This is a genomic window from Jeotgalibacillus sp. 10bf12, from assembly GCF_055597105.1.
The window spans coordinates 2,626,441-2,651,900 of sequence record NZ_CP200276.1; the positions used below are offsets into that span (position 1 = coordinate 2,626,441).

At 40.7% G+C, this 25,460-nt stretch carries 32 protein-coding genes; 11 read left to right on the forward strand and 21 right to left on the reverse strand.

The features are described from left to right. Nucleotides 1-158: 158 nt before the first annotated feature. The 6 genes from DH10bf12_RS13655 to DH10bf12_RS13680 all read left to right on the forward strand — a co-directional run bounded on the left by DH10bf12_RS13655 (nucleotide 159) and on the right by DH10bf12_RS13680 (nucleotide 4,347). Nucleotides 159-914, forward strand: a complete 756-nt coding sequence (locus DH10bf12_RS13655) for a segregation/condensation protein A (RefSeq protein WP_471735815.1) — start codon at nucleotides 159-161, stop codon at nucleotides 912-914. Further along, on the forward strand, nucleotides 901-1,491 hold the full coding sequence (scpB, locus tag DH10bf12_RS13660; protein ID WP_471735816.1) for an SMC-Scp complex subunit ScpB: 591 nt from the start codon (nucleotides 901-903) through the stop codon (nucleotides 1,489-1,491). The genes DH10bf12_RS13655 and scpB overlap by 14 nt, the downstream gene beginning before the upstream one ends. 79 nt (nucleotides 1,492-1,570) lie before the next feature. After that, the gene (locus DH10bf12_RS13665) at nucleotides 1,571-2,635 is read left to right on the forward strand and encodes a D-alanyl-D-alanine carboxypeptidase family protein (protein WP_471735817.1); all 1,065 of its coding nucleotides are present in this window, start codon (nucleotides 1,571-1,573) and stop codon (nucleotides 2,633-2,635) included. Beyond that, a complete protein-coding gene (locus DH10bf12_RS13670; protein WP_471735818.1) occupies nucleotides 2,629-3,222 on the forward strand; it encodes a nucleoside recognition domain-containing protein in 594 nt (197 codons plus the stop codon). The genes DH10bf12_RS13665 and DH10bf12_RS13670 overlap by 7 nt, the downstream gene beginning before the upstream one ends. Then, nucleotides 3,218-3,757, forward strand: a complete 540-nt coding sequence (locus DH10bf12_RS13675; RefSeq protein WP_471738240.1) for a spore maturation protein — start codon at nucleotides 3,218-3,220, stop codon at nucleotides 3,755-3,757. The genes DH10bf12_RS13670 and DH10bf12_RS13675 overlap by 5 nt, the downstream gene beginning before the upstream one ends. Continuing rightward, nucleotides 3,730-4,347: a DUF309 domain-containing protein gene (locus DH10bf12_RS13680; RefSeq protein WP_471735819.1), complete on the forward strand. Its 618-nt coding sequence runs from the start codon at nucleotides 3,730-3,732 to the stop codon at nucleotides 4,345-4,347. The genes DH10bf12_RS13675 and DH10bf12_RS13680 overlap by 28 nt, the downstream gene beginning before the upstream one ends. Before the next feature lie 17 nt (nucleotides 4,348-4,364). Here DH10bf12_RS13680 and DH10bf12_RS13685 read toward each other — a convergent pair whose 3' ends face one another. The 15 genes from DH10bf12_RS13685 to DH10bf12_RS13755 all read right to left on the reverse strand — a co-directional run bounded on the left by DH10bf12_RS13685 (nucleotide 4,365) and on the right by DH10bf12_RS13755 (nucleotide 17,108). Further along, nucleotides 4,365-4,724 (reverse strand): GNAT family N-acetyltransferase, encoded by a 360-nt coding sequence (locus tag DH10bf12_RS13685; protein ID WP_471735820.1) that lies wholly within the window; start codon nucleotides 4,722-4,724, stop codon nucleotides 4,365-4,367. 214 nt (nucleotides 4,725-4,938) lie between these two features. Further along, entirely contained in the window at nucleotides 4,939-6,264 is a 1,326-nt protein-coding gene (lysA, locus tag DH10bf12_RS13690; protein WP_471735821.1) for a diaminopimelate decarboxylase, read from the reverse strand. Between the two features lie 81 nt (nucleotides 6,265-6,345). Continuing rightward, a complete protein-coding gene (locus DH10bf12_RS13695; RefSeq protein WP_471735822.1) occupies nucleotides 6,346-7,800 on the reverse strand; it encodes a spore germination protein in 1,455 nt (484 codons plus the stop codon). A gap of 5 nt (nucleotides 7,801-7,805) precedes the next feature. Beyond that, nucleotides 7,806-8,237 (reverse strand): stage V sporulation protein AB, encoded by a 432-nt coding sequence (locus DH10bf12_RS13700; RefSeq protein ID WP_471735823.1) that lies wholly within the window; start codon nucleotides 8,235-8,237, stop codon nucleotides 7,806-7,808. Continuing rightward, nucleotides 8,234-8,791, reverse strand: a complete 558-nt coding sequence (locus DH10bf12_RS13705) for a stage V sporulation protein AA (protein WP_471735824.1) — start codon at nucleotides 8,789-8,791, stop codon at nucleotides 8,234-8,236. The genes DH10bf12_RS13700 and DH10bf12_RS13705 overlap by 4 nt, the downstream gene beginning before the upstream one ends. Nucleotides 8,792-8,805: 14 nt before the next feature. After that, the gene (gene sigF, locus DH10bf12_RS13710) at nucleotides 8,806-9,549 is read right to left on the reverse strand and encodes an RNA polymerase sporulation sigma factor SigF (RefSeq protein WP_471735825.1); all 744 of its coding nucleotides are present in this window, start codon (nucleotides 9,547-9,549) and stop codon (nucleotides 8,806-8,808) included. Between the two features lie 11 nt (nucleotides 9,550-9,560). After that, the gene (gene spoIIAB, locus DH10bf12_RS13715; protein WP_471735826.1) at nucleotides 9,561-10,001 is read right to left on the reverse strand and encodes an anti-sigma F factor; all 441 of its coding nucleotides are present in this window, start codon (nucleotides 9,999-10,001) and stop codon (nucleotides 9,561-9,563) included. Beyond that, a complete protein-coding gene (gene spoIIAA / locus DH10bf12_RS13720; protein ID WP_404403614.1) occupies nucleotides 9,998-10,351 on the reverse strand; it encodes an anti-sigma F factor antagonist in 354 nt (117 codons plus the stop codon). The genes spoIIAB and spoIIAA overlap by 4 nt, the downstream gene beginning before the upstream one ends. 115 nt (nucleotides 10,352-10,466) lie before the next feature. Beyond that, on the reverse strand, nucleotides 10,467-11,618 hold the full coding sequence (locus tag DH10bf12_RS13725; RefSeq protein WP_471735827.1) for a D-alanyl-D-alanine carboxypeptidase family protein: 1,152 nt from the start codon (nucleotides 11,616-11,618) through the stop codon (nucleotides 10,467-10,469). Nucleotides 11,619-11,705: 87 nt separating this feature from the next. Next, on the reverse strand, nucleotides 11,706-13,013 hold the full coding sequence (locus tag DH10bf12_RS13730; protein ID WP_471735828.1) for a pyrimidine-nucleoside phosphorylase: 1,308 nt from the start codon (nucleotides 13,011-13,013) through the stop codon (nucleotides 11,706-11,708). Between the two features lie 70 nt (nucleotides 13,014-13,083). Continuing rightward, the gene (gene deoB, locus DH10bf12_RS13735) at nucleotides 13,084-14,271 is read right to left on the reverse strand and encodes a phosphopentomutase (RefSeq protein ID WP_471735829.1); all 1,188 of its coding nucleotides are present in this window, start codon (nucleotides 14,269-14,271) and stop codon (nucleotides 13,084-13,086) included. Between the two features lie 98 nt (nucleotides 14,272-14,369). Beyond that, nucleotides 14,370-15,251, reverse strand: coding sequence for a site-specific tyrosine recombinase XerD (xerD, locus tag DH10bf12_RS13740; protein ID WP_471735830.1), 882 nt, complete (start codon nucleotides 15,249-15,251; stop codon nucleotides 14,370-14,372). Nucleotides 15,252-15,371: 120 nt separating this feature from the next. After that, nucleotides 15,372-15,806: a ferric iron uptake transcriptional regulator gene (gene fur / locus DH10bf12_RS13745; RefSeq protein WP_471735831.1), complete on the reverse strand. Its 435-nt coding sequence runs from the start codon at nucleotides 15,804-15,806 to the stop codon at nucleotides 15,372-15,374. A 110-nt stretch (nucleotides 15,807-15,916) separates the two neighbouring features. Then, nucleotides 15,917-16,507 (reverse strand): stage II sporulation protein M, encoded by a 591-nt coding sequence (locus DH10bf12_RS13750; RefSeq protein WP_471735832.1) that lies wholly within the window; start codon nucleotides 16,505-16,507, stop codon nucleotides 15,917-15,919. 46 nt (nucleotides 16,508-16,553) lie between these two features. Continuing rightward, the gene (locus DH10bf12_RS13755) at nucleotides 16,554-17,108 is read right to left on the reverse strand and encodes an NUDIX hydrolase (RefSeq protein WP_471735833.1); all 555 of its coding nucleotides are present in this window, start codon (nucleotides 17,106-17,108) and stop codon (nucleotides 16,554-16,556) included. 113 nt (nucleotides 17,109-17,221) lie between these two features. Between DH10bf12_RS13755 and DH10bf12_RS13760 the strand changes: the two genes are divergently transcribed. Further along, nucleotides 17,222-18,133: an aldo/keto reductase gene (locus tag DH10bf12_RS13760; RefSeq protein ID WP_471735834.1), complete on the forward strand. Its 912-nt coding sequence runs from the start codon at nucleotides 17,222-17,224 to the stop codon at nucleotides 18,131-18,133. 23 nt (nucleotides 18,134-18,156) lie between these two features. Here the strand turns inward: DH10bf12_RS13760 and DH10bf12_RS13765 are convergent, their stop codons facing one another. From DH10bf12_RS13765 to DH10bf12_RS13775, 3 genes are read right to left on the reverse strand one after another with little or no spacing between them, the layout of a single operon-like run. Further along, nucleotides 18,157-18,381 carry a YqkE family protein gene (locus tag DH10bf12_RS13765; protein WP_471735835.1) on the reverse strand — a complete coding sequence of 75 codons (225 nt, stop codon included), beginning with the start codon at nucleotides 18,379-18,381 and terminating at the stop codon, nucleotides 18,157-18,159. 16 nt (nucleotides 18,382-18,397) lie between these two features. Continuing rightward, complete coding sequence (locus DH10bf12_RS13770) at nucleotides 18,398-19,060, reverse strand: 3-oxoacid CoA-transferase subunit B (protein ID WP_471735836.1); 663 nt, start codon at nucleotides 19,058-19,060, stop codon at nucleotides 18,398-18,400. Next, nucleotides 19,053-19,760 (reverse strand): CoA transferase subunit A, encoded by a 708-nt coding sequence (locus tag DH10bf12_RS13775; protein WP_471735837.1) that lies wholly within the window; start codon nucleotides 19,758-19,760, stop codon nucleotides 19,053-19,055. Before DH10bf12_RS13775 ends, DH10bf12_RS13770 begins: the two co-directional genes overlap by 8 nt. Nucleotides 19,761-19,891: 131 nt before the next feature. Between DH10bf12_RS13775 and DH10bf12_RS13780 the strand changes: the two genes are divergently transcribed. Beyond that, nucleotides 19,892-20,794 carry a hydroxymethylglutaryl-CoA lyase gene (locus DH10bf12_RS13780; protein ID WP_471735838.1) on the forward strand — a complete coding sequence of 301 codons (903 nt, stop codon included), beginning with the start codon at nucleotides 19,892-19,894 and terminating at the stop codon, nucleotides 20,792-20,794. A gap of 16 nt (nucleotides 20,795-20,810) precedes the next feature. Further along, entirely contained in the window at nucleotides 20,811-21,725 is a 915-nt protein-coding gene (locus DH10bf12_RS13785) for an alpha/beta hydrolase (protein ID WP_471735839.1), read from the forward strand. Nucleotides 21,726-21,756: 31 nt separating this feature from the next. Here the strand turns inward: DH10bf12_RS13785 and DH10bf12_RS13790 are convergent, their stop codons facing one another. Then, complete coding sequence (locus DH10bf12_RS13790) at nucleotides 21,757-22,083, reverse strand: iron-sulfur cluster biosynthesis family protein (protein WP_471735840.1); 327 nt, start codon at nucleotides 22,081-22,083, stop codon at nucleotides 21,757-21,759. 116 nt (nucleotides 22,084-22,199) lie between these two features. Between DH10bf12_RS13790 and DH10bf12_RS13795 the strand changes: the two genes are divergently transcribed. Then, nucleotides 22,200-22,415 (forward strand): CDGSH iron-sulfur domain-containing protein, encoded by a 216-nt coding sequence (locus tag DH10bf12_RS13795; protein ID WP_471735841.1) that lies wholly within the window; start codon nucleotides 22,200-22,202, stop codon nucleotides 22,413-22,415. A gap of 49 nt (nucleotides 22,416-22,464) precedes the next feature. On the opposite strand, the gene DH10bf12_RS13800 is transcribed toward DH10bf12_RS13795, so the two are convergent. Next, nucleotides 22,465-23,250, reverse strand: coding sequence for an SDR family NAD(P)-dependent oxidoreductase (locus DH10bf12_RS13800; protein WP_471735842.1), 786 nt, complete (start codon nucleotides 23,248-23,250; stop codon nucleotides 22,465-22,467). Further along, entirely contained in the window at nucleotides 23,247-24,215 is a 969-nt protein-coding gene (locus tag DH10bf12_RS13805; RefSeq protein WP_471735843.1) for an MBL fold metallo-hydrolase, read from the reverse strand. Before DH10bf12_RS13805 ends, DH10bf12_RS13800 begins: the two co-directional genes overlap by 4 nt. A 380-nt stretch (nucleotides 24,216-24,595) precedes the next feature. Between DH10bf12_RS13805 and proC the strand changes: the two genes are divergently transcribed. Next, nucleotides 24,596-25,408 (forward strand): pyrroline-5-carboxylate reductase, encoded by an 813-nt coding sequence (gene proC, locus DH10bf12_RS13810; RefSeq protein ID WP_471735844.1) that lies wholly within the window; start codon nucleotides 24,596-24,598, stop codon nucleotides 25,406-25,408. The last annotated feature ends 52 nt before the right edge of the window (nucleotides 25,409-25,460 follow it).

Here is a 25,460-nt window from a genome sequence, read left to right on the forward strand (position 1 = left end):
TTTGTTCTGCTTCTTACAGCATTATGTCACATCTACCCTTAAAAGCAAATCAGGACATAATAAAACCTTGTTTTACTGTTGGAACAAACGTTTTATTCAGATATAATTAGCACTATTGAGGAATCTCAGCAAGAATGCTGTAAGAAAATGGTGAGGGTATGGAATACACAGTTAAAGTCGATGCTTTTGAAGGACCTCTGGATCTGCTGCTGCATCTGATACAAGGTCTTGAAATTGATATTTATGATATCCCTATGGCTGAAATATCTGAACAGTACACGCTTTACATCAAAGCAATGAGTGTACTGGAACTGAATACAGCCAGTGAATATCTTGTGATGGCAGCCACATTGATGTCAATTAAAAGCCGAATGCTCCTTCCTAAACAGGAAGAATATTGGGAAGAGGATCAGCAATTAGAAGAAGATCCGCGTGAAGAGCTTGTCGAAAAGTTAATTGAATATAGAAAATATAAAAAAGCTGCCAGTGAGTTAAAAGAGAAAGAAAATGAAAGAAATATGCATTATACTAAACCACCTGAAGACCTCAGCAGCTATTCTCAGCCAGTCGAGTCAGGTGAGAAAACGCAGATTGACCTTGCAGATCTGATCGGGGCGTTCAATAAACTGATGAGGCGGAAAAAAATTAAAAAACCAATGTCTACAAGAATTACAAGGCAGGAAATTTCAATTGAAACAAGGATGACTGAAATCCTTAAAACAATACGTGCTCACACTGAACCCAGACCTTTTTCGGCCCTTTTTCCTGTTGCTGAAAAGCCGCATATGGTTGTATCGTTTTTAGCAGTACTCGAACTTGTAAAAAGACAGGAAATTCATATTAATCAGGATCATAATTTTTCGGAAATTATGGTTGAAAGCACTGAAGGAGTGTCATTAGTTGGCCAGTCATAATTACAAAGCAATTACAGAATCACTTTTATTTACAGCAGGAGATGCCGGGTTATCTAATGACCAGATCGCAAACGCACTTCACATTTCCCATTCTGAAGTAGAAGAGCTGATGCAGGAAATGCAGGATTTTTATGAGCAGGATAAATCAAGAGGAATCGAGATCGCTATCTATGCAGATAAATATCAATTCGTTACAAAAAAAAAGTTCACAGATTATATCAAGCTGTTAGCTGATTCCCCATCACCTTCTTCTCTCACTCAGGCAGGGCTAGAAACCCTTGCAATTATTGCATATAAGCAGCCTGTTACACGCGTGCAGATTGAAGAAGTCAGAGGGGTTAAAACGGATGGACCCGTTCACACACTGCTTGCCAGAGGATTAATTAAAGAAGTTGGAAGAAATGAAGGTGCAGGAAGGGCAATTCTGTATGGCACCACAGAAGAGTTTTTAGATTATCTTGGTTTAAAAGACCTGTCAGAACTTCCCCCTCTTCCGGAAAATATCGAAGAAGATGAGAATGAAGATAGTGATCTGTTTTTTGAATCATTAAAAAATGGACTCTCAGCGAACGAATAACACATGCCTACGCATGTGTTTTTTCTTTTTCGAAGGTCTATTTTTTCGTAACTTCTCATAAAGATACATGTGAAAGGTGGTGTATCTGATTAAAAAAATCCTTATTGTTTCTTTACTCTTTTTTTTATTATATAAACCTGCTTATGCGATTGATGTTTCTGCTCATTCCTCCATTATGATTGAAGCAGAAAGTGGAAGGGTCATATTTAATAAAAATGAACATGATCAAAAGAAAATAGCAAGTATTACAAAAATCATGACCGCTCATTTAGCAATTAAGTATGGTGACTTAACTGACAAAGTCAAAATATCCAATGAAGCTTCTTCTACTGAGGGGTCCAGCTTATATTTAAAGGCTGGACAAACGGTCATATTAGAAGACCTGGTCTACGGACTGATGCTCAGGTCAGGTAATGATGCTGCAGTAGCTATCGCTGAGCATATCAGTGGTTCAGTTAAAGAGTTTTCTGACCTGATGAATAAAGAGGCTAAAGAATTTAAAATGAAAAACAGTCACTTTACGAACCCTCATGGTCTGGATACAGATGACCAGCACCTCTCAACAGCTTTTGATATGGCACTTCTGACACGGCAGGCAATTCAGGATCAAACATTTAAAAAAATTTTTTCGACTGCAAAGTATACCCCTTCCTTTAAAGATGCCTATCCCTGGACCAATAAACACAGACTTGTGTCCGGACTTTATCCATATGCAAATGGAGGGAAAACCGGATTTACAAAAAAAGCTGGCAGAACACTTGTGACGACTGCGAAGAAAGAAGACCTCACTTTTATCGTTGTCACCATTAATGGACCTGACGACTGGAATGACCATATGTCACTTTTTGAGCACGGATTCAGTCAATACGAAATGACTGAACTGATTACCCGTGGCGCTCTTCCTGTTCTGCCGGGAATGCCTGAGAATATTCAATACATATCTAACGTAGAACAGAAAATTCCTTTAACAAAAAATGAACAAAAACGGATTGTTTATCAAATGGTCCCGGGTAAGAATGCGAAACTTAATGTTTTTGTAAATGGAGAAAAAATCAGCAGTATTTCAATTGAAGAAAAAAAGGTTGATCCACCTGCACTTTATGAAAACCTGTTCAGGAAAATGAAGGAGCTTTTTAAATGGTAAATTTAATCTGGATCTTCATGCTAGCCTCAGGACTGATTTATAGTATTTTTAACGGAACGATTGACGAAGTGAATAAAGGTTTATTCGATTCAGCAGGTCAGGCGGTTGAACTGGTTATAGGATTTGCTGCAGTTTTTACGCTCTGGCTTGGGATGATGGAAATTGCTAAGCGAGCGGGGCTGCTAGATGTGATCACAAGACTGTGCTATCCATTCATCAGGAAGCTGTTTCCTGATTTACCAAAGAATCATCCTGCTGCCGGATACATCATGACAAACTTCTCAGCTAATTTTTTCGGTCTTGGAAATGCAGCCACTCCATTTGGTGTAAAGGCCATGAAAGAATTGCAGACGATGAACCCCACCCCTGAAAAAGCGAGTAGATCCATGGTCACTTTTTTATGTCTGAATACAGCTGCAGTAACATTCTTCCCCGCTACAATTGTGTCAATGCGTCTATCTGAAGGTGCGGCTGATCCAATGGACATCGTGATTCCGGCGTTTTTAGCAACAATCTGTTCTTGTTCTGCTGCAATGATGTATGACAGAATCAGCTGGAAGATTGCTTCAGGGAAGCATCATGATTGAGTTTATTTTTTTAACAAAACTGATCCTGCCTTTATTAATTCTGACGATTCTGCTGGCTGCTCTGATTACCAGAACAGATGCTTACAGTGCTTTTGTCAGTGGCGGAAAAGAAGGATTACATATGGCTGCTGAACTACTGCCTTTTCTGGTCGGGATGATGGCGGCTATCAGTGTTTTAAGATCCTCCGGCTTATTACTCTTTATTACGGACTTAATTGCACCGTTATTTGTTTATTTTAATGTGCCAGCAGAGCTGTTCCCACTGTTTTTGACACGTCCAATATCAGGGACGGCTGCTCTAAGTATTACAGCAGACCTGACTCATACTTTTGGTCCCGAGCACATGATTTCAAGGCTTGCTGCAGTAATCCAGGGCAGCACTGATACGACTTTATATATTTTAACAGTTTATTTTGGCGCTATAGGTATCAAGAAAATGGGCCGGGCGCTTGCAGTTGGCTTACTCGCAGATGTAACTGGTATGATTCTTGCTGTCATTATTACTGTGTGGTATTTTCAAAACATTTGGAGCTGAGTGAACGTTATGATAGACTGAATCAAAAATTGGAGGTGGCTGTCGTCCATTATCCTGAAGCATATATTCAGTTTTTAGTTCACTTTCATGGAGACCGTGATTATTTCGAATGTCATGAAATCCTTGAAGATTATTGGAAGGAACATACTGATAGAGAAAAAAATTCAGTATGGGTCGGGCTGATCCAGCTTGCAGTTGCGCTGTATCATCACCGCCGCGGAAATTATAAAGGTGCTGCAACAATGATTAAGCAATCTAAACAAAAAATAACTGCGTTCACACCTGAGTGCAGGGATCTGGCACTTGATACCGAAAACTTAATGGAATTAATTAGTGAGATCGAAAGTGCTGTTTTGGTTGGGTCACCCTACCAGAGCGTTATCCTCCCTTTGACTGATCCTTCTATAATTAATCTCTGTCAGGAGGAATGCAGGCGAAAAGGATTTATCTGGGGAAATGAAAGCAACCTTGCAGATGCAGATTTAATAGACCGTCATAAATTACGGGATCGTTCTGAGGTTATATCATTAAGAAATCGCGCCCTGCTAAACCGGTCAAAGCTGAATGCGACATTAAAAGATCCTGAATAAAAATGAAACCGCAGCTTTTATTCGGCTGCGGTTTCATTATCTTCACATTTCTGAAGAAATCCTTCTGTATAAGAAGTACTTACCAATTCTTTTTCTGTATACATATCCTTAAGTGATGCAACAATACGTTGTCCTACTCCCTCGTTTCGGTGAGACGGATTCACTGAAATATGGCGGAGCGTAATCTGATTTTCTCCAATTACTACCCCTGCCAGGCCAATGATATCTTCTTCCTTCCACAAAAACAACTGATAGTTCTTTTCTTCCTCATACTGCTTCATCGACTGTTGCAACTGCTTAATGTCTTTTTCTGTCGGCATAAAGGACATCAGCCCCATCGCAATTTTCTCAAAGGACTTTTTATAACGAATTAACATACAGTACTCCTCACCAAGCGTAATCGTAATCTGCTGAAGTATTAACAGCAGTTGATCCGGTTAAATCTGCACAGCTCTTACACCGTACCATATCATACTAAATGTATCAGAACTTTTCAATTTTGTCCTTATACAATAAAAATCCAGTAAATAATACCCCAGATCACAGCCAGTATCAGTAAGACGATAAAAGTAATTGCATTCTGTTTTTTCATTATTTTAAATCCGCTCCTGAAAATTTCAGCGGCAGGTCGTGTCTAATGAGATCCTCAAAATTCTCTCTTTCTATCACTAATTCTGCATGACCATTTTCAACAAATACAACTGCCGGTCTTGGAATCCGGTTATAATTGTTTGCCATTGCATACCCATAAGCACCAGTACAGAATACTGCAAGAATATCTCCCGGCTGATGTGTGGTGATCGGCAGGTCCCAAATAAGCATATCCCCTGACTCACAGCACTTTCCAGCTATAGAGACGACTGAATCTGCTTCATCTTCAGGACGGTTTGCGATAACCGCTTCATATCTTGCATTATATAAAGCAGGTCTTATGTTATCACTCATCCCACCATCCACTGCAAGATAGTTTCTTACTTCAGGAACATGCTTAGATGAACCAGTTTTATATAAAGTAGTACCTGCGTCCCCTGTTAAGGATCTGCCTGGTTCAATCCAGATTTCAGGCATTGAAAGCTGATGTTCTGCCATCAGTGATTTTACTTTTGTGATAATGTCTTCTACATATTTACCTGGTGCCAGCGGTTCGTCTTCTTTTGTATATCTTATGCCAAAACCGCCTCCGAGGTTTAATACTTCAGCTTTGAAATTTAAAGATGCGCTCCAGTCTGCCATCTTTTCAATCATCTTTTCAGCTGCCATGATAAAACCGGTCGTTTCAAAAATTTGAGAACCGATATGACAATGTAAACCAAGCACATTAAAATGATGATCTTTGAGAACAATTTTTAGAGCTTCTTCAGCTTGTCCATTTTGAAGGTCAAAACCAAATTTCGAATCTTCCTGTCCTGTCAGAATATAATCATGTGTATGCGCTTCAATACCAGGCGTTACACGAAGTAAAATGGAAGCATTTTTATCTTTTTCTTCACAAATAGCGGATAAAAGCTCAATCTCATAGAAATTATCCACAACAAAGCAGCCAATATTGGCGTCAAGTGCCATAGAAATTTCTTCAGGGCTCTTATTGTTCCCGTGAAAATGAATTTTTTCCGGATCAAATCCTGCTTTTAGCGCTGTGTATAATTCTCCGCCTGAAACGACATCAAGACTTAAGCCTTCCTGAGCAATCAGCTGAATCATAGCGATTGATGAAAAAGCTTTACTCGCGTATGCTACCTGGGATGAAACACCAAGTTTTTCAAAAGTGTCTTTAAAGCCGCGGGCACGTTCCCTTATCAGCTGAGTATCATAAACATATAGCGGAGTCCCAAAGTTATTAGCAAGTTCAATTGTATCTACCCCGCCAATCGTTAGATGACCTTTTTCATTAATTGATGATGTGCCATAATAATGCATGTTACGATCCCTTCTTTACTGCAGAATATCATTAATAGATAGTAAGTACATTACCACAGTAAAGCGTTTTAATGCAATTGATTAATGAGCGCGCTTTTGTCTGACACGATCCTCTGTCTTAACGATCATTGGTCTAATCAGAGTACCTGTAACCGGAACCCTTGCGACGACCTGTAAAAGCGCGAGTGGCCTGAAGGGTAGTAATGGCCATAAATAAGGCACAGTAAAGACACGCATTTGCGCCAGAAAAACTATCAATACCGTAATGCCAATGATAAAACCTGTTGTATGGAAAAATGCGGTAAGTATCAAAAGATATATACGTGCAAATTTATTTGCAATACTAAGCTCATAGCTTGGCGTTGCAAAAGTTCCAATCGATGCGACTGCTACATACAAAATAACTTCCGGCACGAACAATCCAACGTCAATCGCAATTTGCCCAATCAGTACAGCTGCAATTAAACCCATCGCTGTAGAAAGCGGTGTAGGTGTATGAATAGCAGCCATCCTCAAAAACTCTATTCCGATATCGGCTAGTAATAGCTGAAGGATCAATGGAACGGCTGCATCTTCCTTCACACCAATAAATGACAATGAATCCGGCTTTAAAGAAGGGTCAATTGCCATCAGATACCAGAGCGGCAGCAATATGATTGAAGCAGCAATGCCTGAAAATCTGATAAATCTGAGCAATGTTCCGGCTGCAGGTGACTGCCTGTATTCCTCAGCATGCTGTACATGATGAAAAAATGTCGAAGGAGCAATGATCACACTCGGGGATGTATCGATATAAATACAAATATGTCCTTCTAGCAGGTGTTCAGCAGCAATATCTGCTCTTTCTGTGAACCTGACAAGAGGATATGGATTAAAGCCCTGTTTCACGATATATTCTTCAAGGGATTTATCTGTCATAATCAGGCCATCTGTATGAATCTGATTAATTTCCTGTCTAATAATATCAACGAGCTCTTTATTCGCAATTCCTTCTATATAACCAATCGCAACATCCATTTTCGAGCGTTCACCAAGTTCGAGCATTTCAAACCTGACTCCTTTATCCCTGATCCTTCTTCTGGTCAAAGCAGTGTTCACAATAATATTTTCCACAAACCCATCCCTTGAACCGCGTACTACTTTCTCATTATCGGGTTCTTCAGGCTGGCGGCCCGGGTACGATCTGACATCAACGAGAAAGCAATCATCCTCGCCGTCTACCTTAAGTGCAATTAAACCTGAAAACACCTGTCTGATCAGTTCATCTTCCAAATCGGTTTTTTCAACAGCGTGATGAATGATTCTCTGGTCGACAAGCGCTTTAAAATTCTTTCTCCGATCGATTTCATGCAACGCACTTAATTCATCAAGTATTTCCATGATAAAACGCGTTTCGCAAAGACCATTTACGGCATAAAGATGAATGTTCTGATCACCAAAGTCTATTCTTCTAACGATAAAATCAAAACTTAAGCCTAGACCGGCTTCTTTTAACCGACTGTCTAATTCCCGATTTTTTTTAGGGAGTTTTTTCATTATATTCAACCCTTCCATACCGGTAAAAAGATCAGCCAGTAAAAAAGTGAACCGGCTACTTTTCCCGCAATGATTGCTGTGATAATCAATTCAAGACTTCCTGCTATTTTGAGTCTCCTTGTAATTAGCGGAATCACATTCAAAACTTCCGTTAATGCTGCTGCCATCATACCGACAAATACACCGGATAGTAATCCCAGTATAGGAACCGCCATTGACATATTTAAACTGATTGGCAGGTACATCGCAATTGTTCCTGAGAGTGCCCCGATAATCAGTGACCATTCCAGGCTTGTCAGATTTGCTCGCAGGGAAGTCATAATGACCACTCTCGGAAGTACACCCAGTACAGAAATAAATGCGACAAACCCTCCACCAACGGCAAATCCTCCTGCAATTCCGGTGAATGCAGTAATCAGGTTAGTAAGTAAAGTCATTTCTTTTGCTCAGTCGTTCTGACATAATCCTCTACTGATTTTTCATAGTTATAGATTTCTATATCCAGGGGACTCGGTTCATCATTGAACTGCTTTTTTATTAGGCGATTAAAAAATAAAAGCATCCCAATACCAATACCGGCTGAATAAGGAATATGAAACCAGTTCGGATGGGTACTCCCAAGCATATTTACGATAACGAGCTGCGTCTCTGCCATACTGACATCTTCATGAAAATACATAATTGTGAGCGCTGATCCTGTAAATAAGAAAAGCCATACCGTAAACAACAAAATTGATGAAGAGCGTGTTGACTCAAGGCGTTCGATTACAGTATGAGTGCTGCCTGTAACAGCGATATCCGAATGTCCTATTATACGAAGAATCTCCATACTTGAGATAATTGAATATCTGCCATCGATCTTATCGAGGACCACTCGTTCATTTAAATCACTTTTTGTTCCTGAAGGTGTCCAGATATCAGCAATATCCCTCAGGCGGACCGGACCACCTTCAAGGGTTACTTTTGATTTCATCTCAATATAAGTCTTCACGCTCTTCACCCCCCTTACACAATCTGTTCTTCTTCAAGCCACTCTTTGATTGAGGATAATACTTTTTTTTCAATACGTGATACCTGCACCTGGGAAATACCAAGCTCTTTTGCTACCTCTGATTGTGTCCAATCCTTAAAATACCTGAAGAAAATAATCATGCGGTCTCTGTGATCTAATGTCATCAGTGCCTCTTTAAGTGCTATATGGTTAAACCACTGATCATCCTGTCCTGCAAGCTGATCTAAAAGTGTAATTGGATCTCCTTCACTTTCATATACTGTTTCATGAATAGATGAAGGAGCTTTTGAAGCTTCCTGGGCAAGAATAATGTCATCTACCGGCACTTCAAGATAAGTGGCGATTTCAGAAAGTGAAGGGACTTTATTAAGAACTGCCGATAAGTGTTCCCTGGCTTTTCTAACCTTATAGCCAAGCTCTTTAATTGATCTGCTCACCTTAACCGTGCCGTCATCCCTTAAAAACCTCTGTATTTCTCCGATGATCATTGGAACAGCATAAGTAGAAAACTTTACGTTATAGGACAGATCAAATTTATCTACTGCTTTTAGAAGTCCAATTGATCCAATTTGAAATAAATCATCGAGTTCATAGCCCCGATGTTGAAATCGCTGAACGACCGACCAGACCAGCCGGACATTCTGTTCGACCATTTTATCCCGTGCCTGCTGGTCACCATTCTGACTTTGCCTGATCCACTCACGAACCTCTTCATGATTAATCGAATTTACACTCATCTGATGATCCTCTACATACAATTGGCTTTAACAGCGGTTAACTGCTTCACCATTTTGACAATCGTCCCCTGATCTTCAGATGAGTTTACTTCTACCTGATCCATAAAATGCTCCATAATTGTAAAACCCATTCCTGATCTTTCCATATCAGGCCTTGATGTATAAAGAGGCTGCATAGCTTCTGTCAGTTCACTGATCCCTTTGCCGTGGTCCTCTATTTCGATTGTCAGGATTCTGTTTTCCATTGATAATTTCATGCAGACTTCATGAAAACCTTCTTCGTTATAACCATGTATAATCGCATTAGTCACAGCTTCAGAAACAACTGTTTTAATATCGCTCAATTCACCTAATGTCGGGTCATATGGCACAACAAATGATGCAGCAATCATTCTTGCCAGTGCTTCATTTTCACTGACTGAAGTAAAGTAGCAGACCAGTTTATTTTTCATTGGACAGCCTCCAATCTCGAAAGCGCTCTCTCTTCAGATATTTCAACCATAAGAATTTTATACATACCGGACATTTCAAACAGCCTTTTGACAGCCGGTGTGGCTGCACATAACACCATGTTGCCTCCGATTTTCTGCAGATACTTATATCTCCCAAGTATCAGACCAAGCCCTGAGCTGTCCATAAATTCCAGGTTTTTGAGGTTCAAAATAATGTGTCTGATCGAATCGCTTTCCATTAAATCTGCAAGCTCTTTACGAATAGGCCCTACTTCGTGATGGTCAAGCTCTCCACTCATTCTAAGCAGCAGTACACTTCCTTTGACTTCAGCTTCCACTTTACACGCCATACCTACTCCTCCTTCTTCAGCTGGTGTTTTTGCAGCTGTAATCCGGTGTATTCACGATTGAAACCAGCTAATCCTGCAAGGTGACAATACTAGAAAAAAGAAGTAGTTTTTCGACTTAATTAGCAAAAAAGGATTTTTTCCATGTTCGTGTGAATAATGCTGACCATTTTGCTCGTTTGATGTCTTCTTTTGAGACCAACGCTCCTCTTGAGATCTCTTTTCCATTTTTATATACGCTTACATAACCGACCATTTCGCCTTTCTTAAGCGGTGCATTTATATTTTTTTTAATTGTAATTTTTCTTTTATACTCAGCACTCTCATTCTTTTTCTCAATAACTTTTAAGTCCTGGCTTAAAACAATGTCAATTTTTTCTGGGGACCCTTTATCTGCAGCAGCTTCAGCAATTGTTTCTCCCTGCTGATTAAATGATTTCGTCACGTAATTTGTGAAGCCGTAATTCAGCATTTCAGCTGAAAGCTGATTTCTTTCCTTAGAAGACTCTGCACCAAAAATAACACTGATCAGTCGCATATCTCCTCTTTTGGCAGTCGCGGTCAGGCAATATTTTGCTTCACTTGTGTATCCGGTTTTTAATCCGTCAGCACCCGGATATGATTTGATCATTTTATTTGTATTAACGAGCCAAAAAGGATCTGTATCCTGTCTTAAATAATCATCATATGTGCCTGTAAATCCGGTGATTTCTTCATATTTTAGCAATTCTCTTGCAAGCATACCCATATCATATGCAGAGCTTAAGTGTCCGTTTTCCGGAAGACCGGTTACGTTTTTAAAATGGGTATTCTTTAGACCGAGAAGATCGATTCTATCATTTAACTTTTTCACAAAAGCTTCTTCTGAACCTGAAATGTGTTCTGCCATGGCTACAGAAGCATCATTTGCTGAAGCAATTGAGATTGCCTTTACCATCTCTTTCACTGTCATCTTCTCACCCTGCTTCAGATAAATTTGAGAACCACCCATACCTGCTGCAGAATCACTCGTAGTCACTTCGTCTTCCCACGTGAGCCTGCCCTGATCGATCTCTTCCATAATCAGCAGCAGTGTACCGATCTTTGTCATTGAAGCTGGTGGAAGCTGATCTTTACTGTTCTGTTCATAAAGCACCATTCCTGAATCTGCATCTACTAAAATGCCTGATTTAACTTTATCTAAATTCAGTTCAGCTGCACCGGCTTGTGAAAAAATACAGAAAAACAAACTGAAGCAAAATAAATGTAATAGCTTCTTCAACTCACACACGCCCTTTAGAGGTTTTTATTATGATTGCTGATTAATGCTATTTTTATACATAAAAAAACCGCAGCTATTAAGCTGCGGTTCTCATGATTATGCTCCTGTCACCTGATCAACAATTAATGCAGGTGCGTGACCTTCTGCTGAGATTTCGATACTCTCATACAGTTTTGCTTTTACTTTCTCAACTTCCGTTAAATCATTTGCATAGATGGTAACGAGAGATTCTCCTTCTTTTACATCATCCCCAACCTTCTTTTGAAGAAGAAGTCCAACTGCAAGGTCAATTTCACTCTCTTTAGTTGCTCTTCCTGCACCAAGCCACATCGCAGCTGTTCCAACATTATCAGCAATAATGCGACTGACTTTTCCGCTTTCTTTTGCAGGGAGTTCAATTTTATGTTCAGCCTGAGGAAGTCTTGAAGGATCATCTACGACTGATGCATCCCCGCCCTGTCCGGCAAGAAAAGCCTTAAAGCGGTTAAGTGCCTCTCCGCTAGCAATTGCATCTTCAAGCATCTTTCTAGCTTCTTCGTGCGTTTCTGCTTTTTTCGAAAGGACAACCATGTGGCTGCCAAGTACTAAGCACAGCTCGGTCAGATCTTCCGGTCCTTCTCCTTTAAGTGTATCAATTGCTTCTTTCACTTCAAGTGCATTTCCAATTGCAAAACCGAGTGGCTGGCTCATATCGGAGATAACAGCCATTGTTTGTCTGCCAACATTATTCCCGATCTTCACCATTGCTTCAGCAAGCTCACGAGCCTGTGCTTCATCTTTCATAAATGCCCCCGCGCCGGTTTTTACATCAAGCACAATCGCATCTGCCCCTGCAGCAATTTTTTTACTCATGATTGACGATGCAATCAGTGGAATACTGTTCACAGTTGCAGTAACATCACGCAGCGCATAAAGCTTTTTATCCGCAGGTGTAAGATTTCCGCTCTGTCCAATTACTGCTAGCTTTTCTTCATTCACAAGGCGGGTGAACTCATCACTCGACAACTCTACATGGAAGCCCGGTACTGCTTCAAGCTTATCAATCGTACCGCCTGTGTGGCCGAGTCCACGTCCGCTCATTTTCGCAACAGGTACGCCTGCAGCCGCAACCAGTGGTCCAAGAATTAATGTTGTCGTATCACCGACACCACCTGTTGAGTGCTTGTCTACTTTAATTCCTTCAATTGCTGACAAATCGATCTGATCCCCTGATTCCACCATTGCCATCGTAAGGTCAGCACGTTCTGACTGTGACATTCCTTCAAAGTAAATCGCCATTAATAAAGCGCTTACCTGATAATCAGGAATTGTTTCATTTGTGTATCCTTCGATAACAAAATTAATTTCTTCAGTCGTCAGCTCTTTACCATTTCTTTTCTTTTCTATTACATCTACCATTCTCATATAATGATGCCTCTTTTCAATATTTATTGTATTGATTCAGGGCAGTTAAACTGCCCTGAATCAGTAAAAATTATTTCAGCAGTTCTTTCAAAAAGCTTTTACCAAATGCAGGTGCCTTCACATTAAAGTTTTCTGCCACGGTTGCGCCAATATCTGCAAATGTTTCTCTTAAAGGAATTTCTCCACCTTTATGAATTGCCGGCGAATAGGCTAGAAGCGGAACATATTCACGCGTATGATCTGTTCCGTGGTGAACAGGGTCATTACCGTGGTCAGCTGTAATAATCAGCAGATCATCATCTGTCATTTTTTCAAATACTTCAGTCAATCTTTCATCATATTCTTCAAGTGCTTTACCATACCCTTCAGGATCACGTCTGTGTCCATACAGCGCATCAAAATCTACAAGATTTAAAAAGCTCAGACCTGTAAAATCTTTATCAAATGTCTGTATGAATTTATCCATTCCATCCATATTATCTGATGTACGAATTGATTCAGTTACACCTTCACCATTATAAATATCTGAAATTTTCCCAATCGCAATCACATCAAGCTGGTCATCTTTTAATTCATTCATAACTGTCCGGTCAAATGGCGTTAACGCATAGTCATGTCTGTTAGATGTACGTTTGAAAGAACCCGGTTCTCCAACAAATGGTCTTGCAATAATGCGTCCTACAAGGTATTTCTCATCTAATGTAAGTTCTCTTGCAATTTCACAGATTTTATACTGCTCTTCAATCGGAATAATATCTTCATGAGCAGCGATCTGCAGCACCGGATCAGCGGAAGTATAGACAATTAATGCACCAGTCTGCATATGCTCTTCACCTAGTTCATCTAAAATAGCCGTACCGCTTGCAGGCTTATTCCCAATCACTTTACGTCCTGTCTTTTCTTCAAGGGCCTGAATCAGCTCCGCTGGAAAACCCTCAGGATAGACTTTAAAAGGTGTATCGATATTAAGGCCCATAATCTCCCAGTGACCTGTCATTGTATCCTTACCAACTGAGGCTTCCTGCATCTTAGTATATTTAGCAAGAGGATTTAAAGCCGGTGAAATGCCTTTAATTTCTTCTATATTGGACAATCCAAGATTCCCCATATTCGGCATGTTCAGACCACCCATATGATCTGCAATGTGCCCAAGAGTGTGCGCGCCTTTATCATTAAATGCTTCTGCATCAGGTGCTTCTCCGATTCCTACAGAATCCATAACTACGAGATGAATACGTTTAAATTTCTTATCACTCATTAGATCTTCCTCCTTAATCAACTGATTTTATTGTACCTATTTATTGACCGCTCTTACAAGAGAAACGTCTGAAGTCTGACAACTTATTTTTCCGGGAGTTACGCTCTCGGATGAAACTTGGAATAAACTTCTCTGATTCGTTTTGTGGAAACATGTGTATAGATTTGTGTCGTTGAGATATCAGCATGTCCGAGCATCTCCTGAACCGCTCTCAAATCAGCACCATTTTCAAGCAGGTGAGTAGCAAATGAATGCCTAAGCGTGTGTGGCGTCAATTCCTTTTCAATCCTTGCTTTATCAGTGAGCGCTTTTAAAATCTTCCAAAAACCCTGCCTGCTGAGTCTTCGCCCATGGTGATTGAGAAATAAAGCCTGTTCCCCAGGCTTTCGTCCTTTACTATTTCTTAAATATTGAGAAATAACAGCTGTGGCCGCTTGACCAATGGGTATAATTCTTTCTTTATTTCCCTTTCCACGACACTTAATAAACCCCATATCAATGTTGATATCATCCATATTTAAGTTGATTAATTCGCTGACCCGCATGCCTGTGCCATATAGTACTTCAAGCATCGCTTTATCTCTCAGTCCGGTTTTCTTTGTCATATCAGGGCTTTCAAGTAATGCTTCAACCTCTTCTATACTCAAGACCTTCGGCAATGTCTTTTCAGCTTTAGGTGTATTCAGATGTTCAGTCGGATCCTGATCACACAATCTGTTTCTCATTAAATAATGGTGAAAAGATCTGATTGAAGAGGTATGCCTCGCAATTGTTTTAGCTGACTTTCCCTGCTGTTTTAAGTATTGGAAAAACTGAAGTATATGAAGTCGCTGTACATCACACACCTGACTGATTGTTTCAACTTTAATTAAATATTCAGTGTAACTCCTCAGATCTCTTTCATACGACTGAATCGTGTTTTTTGAGAGCCCTTTTTCAATGATCATGTATTGTATAAAGTCCTGTAACTGGTCTTTCATCAGCTCACCCCGCTTCTTCTATATTTTAATGTTTAAAAAGAAGAAAGTCATCTTTCTGTTGGAAAATCAGGGTTTTATAAAATAAAAAACCATGCACTTATATGCATGGTTAAGTATTTATTACTGGCATCGATGGCATACACCATGAAATGTCAAACGGTGGTCTTTTATTTTAAATTTCCAGTCGCGTTCCACAATCTCTTCAACATCTTCAAGCAAATCATCCTGTATTTCATCAACAGCTCCACACTCTAGACAAATCAAATGGTGATGGAAATGGGCTGCACCTTCTTGACGCAAATCATATCTTGAGACACCGTCTCCAAAATTGATTTTATCGACTACCTTTAGTTCTGATAGAAGCTCCAATGTGCGATAAACAGTTGCTAAACCGATTTCAGGCGCTTTTTCTTTCACTAATAAGTAGACATCTTCTGCGCTGAGGTGGTCCGCTTCGTTCTCAAGTAATACCCTGACTGTTGCTTCACGCTGAGGGGTTAATTTATAGCTTGCTGAATGAAGCTGCTTTTTAATTCTGTCAATACGATTCTCCACAAATACCCCTCCCTCACAATATCATCAATATTATAACAAACGGTATACTATTTGCAAACAATAATCATTATTAATTAAGAGTATTAAATGTTATTATATAAAACTAATTTTTATGTAATAAAAATTCTAATCAAGAAGCCTGGCACATAATATTCAACCACTCCCGCAAAGCATGTAACAACCGCGGCAGCTGCAAATAACATCATATACGCAGCACCAATACTTTTAATAGTATATATAAAAGGCTGCCTTGCGCCAATGCCTTTCCAGATCTGCCCTGCAAGGATTAAGGATTCAGCACCTAAAATAACATAGACAGTGATGATAATCAGATTATGCGGTAAGAGCACAATCGCTGCTTCGATAAGTCCTCTAAGGCCCTCATCATATAACATCAGTCCTGCCGCAAAACCAAAAAGGCAGCCTTTCATGTAGATTAAAAACCAGGCAACCGGCAACCCGGCTAAGGTAAATCCGGAAGTCCAGATGAATAACAATATGAGTAAATCGATCATCATTGCACTTAAGATTTTACCATTTCCACCAAATTGGATATCAGGCATGATATGCAGAGGTGCATAAATGTTCACTAATAGTGCCCCCGCAGCTGTGCCTCCTGCCAGTAGGATTAAAATAAAAATATAATAGGCCAGGTGGTTTGACAGGTAATGTAAAATATTACTACTAATATTCGGCTTCAAAAGTATCCTCCTCCCTGCACAACCATTCTATGCAGGAAGCTGAACTCTATGTAAGGTTTCTCAGCTGCTCCAGGCGGAGGTATTGAACTGCATATGCTGTTTTAGCATCATAAATGCGCTGATTCAATACCATCTCCTCTGCTTCTTCAAGGGTAACCTCCATCAATTCAACAAATTCATCTTCATCGGTATCATGTGCATCTTCAATTTTATATAAGCCTTCTGCTTTGTAGACATGCACCAATTCATCAGCAAATCCGGGTGACGTATAAAATGAGATTAAATGAGTCAACGTTCTGCACCCATATCCTGTTTCTTCTTCAAGTTCTCTCTCTGCAGTCACCTCGGGTAATTCTCCGGGCTCAAGCTTTCCAGCTGGAATTTCTACGATGGACCTTTCAAGCGCTTTACGATACTGTTCAACCATAATCAGTTTATCGTCATCTGTTTTTGCAATCACACAGACCGCACCTGGATGTTTAATAATTTCTCTTTTTGATGTTTTACCGTTCGGCAATTCAACATCCTCAACCTGCAGGCTGATAATTTTGCCTTTGAACAGCTCATTTTTCGTGATCGTTTTTTCTTCAAATTTCTTCATTTCGTTCACTCCTTTATAGTTGTATTGTATCAATGTTTTCCGGCGATTGCCTCACGCATTGTTTGAATGGGCATAAATAAGAGAATATGATGATTAAAGAGAGGAGAATGAATATGGAAAAAAGAAGAATTGGTTCATCACCACTTGAAAGCTCAGTGCTCGGTTTAGGCTGTATGTCACTCGGAACAGATTCAAAAAAAGCTGAGAATATTATCAGAACTGCCTATGAGAATGGGATAAACTATTTTGATACAGCTGATTTATATGATTATGGTACAAACGAAGAAATTGTCGGACAGGCATTAAAGCCAATCAGAAGTGAAGTGCTCATTGCCACTAAAGTCGGGAACCGTGCAAAGGATGATCTGAGCGGCTGGAACTGGGACCCCTCAAAACCCTACATAAAGGAACAGGTCAAAAATAGTCTTAAACGCCTCCAGGTTGATTACATTGACCTCTATCAGCTTCACGGCGGGACACTTGATGATCCAATTGACGAAACGATTGAAGCATTTGATGAACTGAAAAAAGAAGGGCTGATCAGATCTTACGGGTTTTCTTCGATCCGGCCGAATGTGATCCGTGAGTATGCGCCCAGATCTTCTGCGGATTCTAATATGATGCAATACAGCCTGCTCGATCGCAGACCTGAAGAACAGGCTTTTGAAGTCCTGAAAGAAAACGACGTTTCCGTCATTACAAGAGGTCCGCTTGCTAAAGGTTTATTGTCTGCAAAATATAAAGAGAAGCTGGCTAAGCACGAGGGCTTTGTCCATTATACTGAATCAGAACTTAAAGACTTATTGCCAAAGCTTGAACAACTCTTTGAAGGCAGATCATTAACTGAAATTGCACTTTTATTTAATGCCGCCCACCCTGAAGTATCCACAATCATTGCTGGCGCAAGTTCACCTGAACAGGTAACTGAGAATATTAAAGCGATCAATCAGCCGCCTTTAACGAGAGAAGAAATTGAAGTGCTGAAATCCTTAACAAAGAAAGATGGCTATAAAGAACACCGGTAATACAAAAACTGAGGGTGCTCCCCTCAGTTTTTGTATTTTTTCCAGTCGAGGCTGCTTTCATTCAGCAATTCCTCAAAAGATTTATTTTTTTCGCGCAGCTTTTTTTCTTCTTCTTTTTTTGCAAGTGCAGCTTTTCTGCTTTTTTCTTCCGCTTCAACCGCATCCTTTTTTAACATTTTCAGTTTCTCAAGTGTCTGATCGTTCAGTGCGTCTTTTAAAACAGCTTCGTTATTGTCTTTTCTTTTCATTTGTTTCCCTCCCTGCTTAGAAGGCCTCCATCTTTATATTGTCACTGATAAGAAGCTCGGGCTCAGTGGAGTTGATAATATCATTCACAGTAAAGCCTTTTGCAACTTCAGTCAGTTGCAGGCCGGCTGATGTCACCTCGATGACGGCACGCTCAGTAATCACACGGTGCACAACTCCCTTTCCTGTCAGTGGCAACGAACACTGTTTCAGAATTTTCGGGCTTCCGCTTCTGTTTACATGTTCCATAATAATGATGATTTTCCTTGCACCATGAACAAGGTCCATCGCGCCTCCCATACCTTTAATCATTTTACCGGGGATCATCCAGTTTGCCAAATCACCCTTTTCTGAGACTTCCATCCCACCAAGGATAGCAACATCGACATGCCCTCCTCTGATCATTCCAAAAGACTCGGCACTGTCAAAAAAAGCAGCTCCTTTTATCGCTGTAACGGTTTCTTTACCAGCATTGATCAAATCGGGATCCAATTCACTTTCCTCCGGGTATTTCCCAATTCCAAGTAATCCGTTCTCAGATTGAAGAATCACTTCTTTACCTTCAGTGATATGATTTGCTACTAATGTAGGCATGCCTATTCCCAAATTGACGTAGTCACCGTTTTTAATTTCTTTTTCAGCTCTTTTAGCAATGGTTTCCCTCACCTGTTGTTTATCCATTTGAATGACCTCCGGCAGAAACTGTTTTCCTTTCAATCCTCTTTTCCTGATCAGCCTGTAATAACCCCTGAACATAAATACTCGGCGTATGTATATGATCAGGATCGAGTGAACCTGTTTCAGTTAGCTCTTCTACTTCAGCGATGGTAATTTTACCGGCAGCGGCGATCATAGGATTAAAGTTTCTCGCAGTTTTCCGGTAAATCAAGTTCCCCATCTGATCACCCCTCCATGCTCTGACAATACTGATATCAGCTTTCAATGCCCGCTCCATCACGTATTCTTTACCTTCGAAAGTCCGGGTTTCTTTTCCTTCTGCAATTTGAGTCCCTACGCCGGCCGGTGTAAAAAATGCCGGAATTCCCGCTCCGCCGGCTCTGATTCTTTCAGCAAGTGTTCCCTGTGGTACCAACTCTACTTCGAGCTCCCCGGAAAGCACCTGTCTCTCAAACTCTTTATTTTCTCCTACATAAGAGCCAATCATTTTATTGATTTGATGGTTATGCAGCAGCAGACCTAATCCCCAGTCATCAATCCCGCAATTATTCGAAATCACAGTAAGGTTTTTGACACCGCTGTCTCTAATCGCGAGAATCAGTTTTTCCGGGATCCCGCATAATCCAAACCCTCCTGCCATTAATGTATCTCCGTCTTTTATTACAGCGGCTGCTTCAGATGCAGACTGATAAATCTTTTTCATTTTTCCATACCCCTTTCACCAAAAAAAATAGTGATCTCCTACCTCTTCTATGTAAGCGCTTCAATTCCTTCTTTTTTACAATGTTTTTTTCTGCTAAAGTTGAATTATGACTGATAAAGGAGATGGAAGATTTGAAATTGCCGCGTTCTGTCGAAATTATAGAAGTAGGACCACGTGACGGATTACAAAATGAAACAAACTTTGTACCGACTGAGGTTAAAAGTGAATTTATAGATGCACTGTGGCGAGCAGGATTTAAGGAGATGGAGATCACTTCATTTGTCTCTCCAAAATGGGTTCCTCAAATGGGAGATGCAGCAGATGTATTGAGGTTATCCGGAAATCGATCCGGGACAATCGTGCTGACCCCGAACAAACAGGGGATTGATGCTGCTTTAGCTTCCGGCTCAAAAGCTGTTGCTGTATTTATAGGAGTGAGTTCTTCATTCAATCAAAAGAATATTAATAAAACAACAGAAGAAGCACTAAATGGTTTACTGCCTCATATACAGGATTTAAAAAAGAACGGCATTTTTGTCAGAGCGTGCATATCAACTGCTTTTCATTGTCCTTATGAAGGCGAAATCGCTCCTGCTGATACACTTGCATTATGCAAGGTGCTGGCTGATGCCGGAGTAGATGAGCTGAGTGTTGCCGATACGATCGGTAAAGCGACGCCTGTGGAATCATATTCATTGTTCACTTTATTAAAAAAAGAGCTGCCAGAAGTCATAATGACTGCTCATTTTCATGACACGCGTAAAATGGCACTGGCCAATATTTATGCTTCTCTTCAGGCAGGTATTACAAGGTTTGATAGTTCTGCAGGCGGTCTGGGCGGCTGCCCATTCGCTCCTGGCGCCAGCGGAAATGCTGCTACTGAGGAAGTTGTCTACATGCTTCACCGTATGGGTATTAAAACCGGTGTTGATCTTAACCTGCTCAATCAGGCGATCAGTGTAGTTGAGCCCCACCTTTCCCGGGAGCTCACAAGCTGGTATTATCAATCTTATAAGAAGGAACAGCACTCTTAGAAAGCAGGGATCCCACTTGAGAAAAAGGAGCATTGCAGCCATTACAGCTGCGGGCATCAGTGCATTCGGCGTATATTTATCAAACAGAATTATGTTTATGAAGCTGAAAGACCCTAAAGAAATTGAGACAAGAGAACGTGAAGCCGGATTTTATGAACCTGATCTATATCTGCAGATGATTAAAAAGGAAGTTCGCATTCCGTCTCCGGCAGGGTATGACATTCATACAGTGTTTCTTGAACAGAAGCCTGGTGCTCCTTATATCATTTTTTGCCACGGTGTTACTGAAACAAAAATTAATTCACTTAAATATGTAAGTCTGTTCATGGAAAAAGGATTCAATGCAGTCATCTACGACCACAGGCGGCACGGGGACTCCGGCGGCAAAAGTACCAGCTACGGACATTTTGAAAAGAATGATTTGAAGGCTGTTGTGGACTGTCTGATCAAAGAAGAAGGAGAAAGTACGATTTTTGGTATTCACGGTGAATCAATGGGAGCTGTTACCATGCTGTTATATGCAGGAGCTATAGAAGACCGGGCAGCCTTCTATATTGCAGACTGTCCGTTTTCTGACCTGACTGAACAGCTGTCATTTCTCATGACTAAATCACCTCGTTCTGCACTGCTTTCAAAAATGGCTTTATCACTTGCAGGCTCATTTATTTTTCTGAGGGACCGCTATCAGATCAGAGGGGTTTCACCTAAAAAGGCAGTCGGACAAATTGAAAAGCCGGTTTTATTTATTCACAGCAGGCATGACAACTTTATCCCTTCCCACATGACGGAAACCCTTTTTAAATTGAAGAAAGGTCCTAAAAGACTGTTTTTACCTGAAGAAGGTGGTCACGCTCAGTCATATGTCACTAATCCTGAAGCTTACAGTAAGGAAGTTGACCTTTTTCTCAATGAGTATTTTTATATCAAATAACAAAACAGCGCCTGTGGCAGGCGCTGTTTTGTTATTTGATCATATTTTTAAAGCTCATTCTACCATTGATCGTCTGTCCAGGACTCTTCAGCTGGAACATACGAGCCGACTCAGAGTAATCAATTTTCAGCGTCTTATCATAAAACACCGTTTTAGATGCTTCAACAAGAATCGGTCTGTCATTTGTTTCAATCAGTTGATCTTCTTCTTCTTTTTCTTCAACGTACCAAAGGATCGGTACACCGTTCAGCACACATCCTGTCCCTTCTGTGTCATACTTCAGCTTTAGATAACCAGCATCAGATGGAATTTTTTCAGCAATCTTTTCTGAAGCCGCCTTTGTGATTTCAATATTCATCTAATCGCCTCCTGTGTATGTAGTATATCACTTCACCCCCTGCCCTTCCGCTATCTTGCTTTACACAGACTTTTCAAGTAGCATCAAATACGAAATACATAAATGGAGGGGTTTATATGGATAAAAAAGTGCAGATTAAAGTGATGGATAACGGTTCACTGAAAGTAACCGGTGATGTTGAACTGGTTGATATGGATGGGAATCAGTTCCCTGTCAAACCGGTGTTTTCTTTATGCAGATGCGGCCAGTCTAAAAGAATGCCATTTTGTGATGCATCTCATAAAGGTGTATTTGAATCATGCGTGCGCGCTGAAAAAGTGCTGGATGAATAAGAAATGAAAATACTTCCCGGCGCAAGTTTCAAATATGCGCCGGGAAGTATTATTTCTGGTTAAATCCTTTTTTTCCGAGCCGTTCGACCATACCCGGAGCCAGAGAGTAAGCCTTTGAAGCAGCATTCATCCAGCCAGGAAGGTTAATCTCTCTTTTTTCAGAGAAAAATATGTCTACAGTTTTTTTTGCAACAACCTTGGGTGAAAGCATAAATCTTTTTACACTAGTTGCATAACGCCCGGTTGTATCAGCAGTGTCAAAAAAATCCGTCTCGATCGGACCCGGATTAACAGCGGTGACAAATATATTGTCTGCTGATATTTCCATCCTGAGACTGTTCGAAAAACCGAGTACTGCATGCTTTGCCGCAGAATATATTGAAGACTTCGGTGTGGCAAGCTTTCCTGCCTGAGAAGCAATGTTCACAATATGACCCCCGTTATTCATATGAGGCAATACTGCCTTGCTGAGCAGCATCAGGGCAATCACATTCACATTGATCATTGAAATGATTTTTTCGTCAGGTGTGTCTTTAAGCTTTTCAAAGAGACCAAATCCTGCATTGTTAACCAGAATATCCACGCCGTTAGATTCATCAAGAACTTCTTTAGCAAAACCGGGAATCTGAGTGATTTCATTTAAGTCATATGGACGGATCAGCACAGAAGCAGCACCGAACTGGCGGCATCTTTCACTTGTCTGGATCAGTTTCCGTTCATCTCTTGCTGTTAGAATCAGGTCAGCTCCGCGTCTTGCAGCTTCTTCAGCAATTGCTCTGCCGAGACCCCCGGATGAGCCGGTGATCCAGATCTTTTTTCCTGATAAATCCTTCATAGCTTTACCCCGCTCTCTGTCTGGTAAATGATTGCCTCACCGTTCATATCAGCTGCGCTGATCTCTCCGTGATAAATAAGATAATCAAGCTGTCCCACGGTTTCTGACAGTGTAAGGCCCAGCTGTTTTTTATATATTTTAGGAAAGAGCTGCTTGCAAACTTCAAACGCTGTCGTTTCCTCGTGCTGCAATAATGATTTTACATACATTGCCCTTTCATGCTGTTTTATCAGGCGGTCTTTAACCAAGGATGAAGCATTGTATATCAGCTTGCCATGACCCGGATAGACAATAGACGGCTCAAGGGAAGCCAGCTTATTAAGGGATTGATTATATTGAAGCTGCGGTAGCGGACGCGGCTCATTGATCCCAAATGGTGGTTCAATCAGGGGATTTGAAGAGATATGCTGTATCAGCAGATCCCCCCCGATGACTGCTCCTTCTTCGTGAACCAGTGAAATATGTCCCTGAGAATGACCATGTGTATCCATTACCCTCCATCCTTCAAGACCCGGAACAGTATCATGTTCTGATAAATAGGCATCAACGGGTCTTCTTCCCATGGCATGTAATGGCTCTTTCATCTTTTCAACCAGAATCAAATAGTGCTCGGGAAGTCCGGCCTGCTTAAAAAACGCTGTATAAAAAAAATCATGTAAATTCATAAATGAATCATTTCTGGTAAGAAAACGTTCACTGTTACGGTGAGCATATAGCCTGGCACCACTGAAAAATTCTGTCAGGCCTGCATGGTCCGGATGATGATGAGTCAGAACAACCTGATCAATATCTTCCGGTTCAAATCCAGCTTCCTTCAGTCTAGCAGTTAGTACCTCTTTTCCCTCTGCCGTATCGGGGCCGGTATCGACAAGTGTAACTGAATCACCGATCAATAAATAAGTATGCACATCTCCTACTGCGAATGGAGTAGGGATTGTGAGCTGATGGATAACCGGATCTTTCATTCTTTTACCTCCTGAAATGAATAACTATTCACTTTTCTAATAGTGTAGCCTTTTTCTTACGTTTTGTTAAGTGTATTAAAAAATCTCTTGACAAACATTTATAAACTCAGCATAATCTCAATAATATCTAAAATCGATGACAGGGAATAGTAAGCTGAACAGGGAACAAAAGAGAGCAGAATTCAAAGGCTGAAAGATTCTGCAGCAATCCCTTCCGCCGAACCTGCCCCCGGAGTGACATAAAACTGTCCGTGAAGCCTGCGTTAACGGCTTAATGAGTGTGCGGAGCAGTCTGCAAATTAAGGTGGTACCACGGAAGAACCCTTTCGTCCTTTTACAGGAGGAAGGGTTCTTTTATTTTTCTAAAGGAGGAATGCTCAATGAAAATAGTGTTTATCGGTGCAGGATCTATGGCAGAAGCAATGATTAAAGGAATTAAAAATGTTAAAGCCTTTCATCAGGATGATCTTTGGGTAACAAATAAAAATGATAAAGAGAGACTCGTTCTTCTAACGGAAACATATGAAATTAAAAGCAGCTATGACACGCGTAATTTACTGACAGATGCAGATGTCATTATTTTAGCTGTCAAACCAAAAGATGCAAGTGATGCACTTCATGCAATTCAGCCGTATATGAATGGTCAGTTGCTGATATCGGTGCTGGCCGGCCTCTCTATTGGTTTTATTGAGCGTATCATTGGTCAGGCACCGATCGCCCGTGCAATGCCAAATACATCAGCAATGATAGGTGAATCTGCAACAGGACTGTCATTTAATGATCACATACTTGATTCACAGCGCAGTCTGGCAACTTCAATTTTTTCAGCGATCGGTTCAGTGACTCAGGTCGAAGAGTCGCGCCTCGATCTCGTTACAGGACTTTCAGGTAGTGGCCCTGCTTATATTTATTATATTGTAGAAGCGATGGAAAAAGCGGCAGCTGAACTCGGGGAGGATGCAATGCCATTTATTATCCAGACGTTAAAAGGAGCTGCTCATATGCTAGAAACTTCTGACCAGACACCAGAGCAACTCAGAAAAGCCATAACAAGTGAAGGCGGCACTACAGAAGCAGGGATTGCACAGCTTGATACACATCATGTGAAGGATGCATTTGCAGAATGCATCAAAGAAGCAACTGGCCATTCAGAGAGACTCCGCAGACAATTTGAGCAGGCACATAACATTTAAAAGTTGCAGTTGTTGCATGCGGTTATGTACGATGATCAAAAAGGAGCTGTAG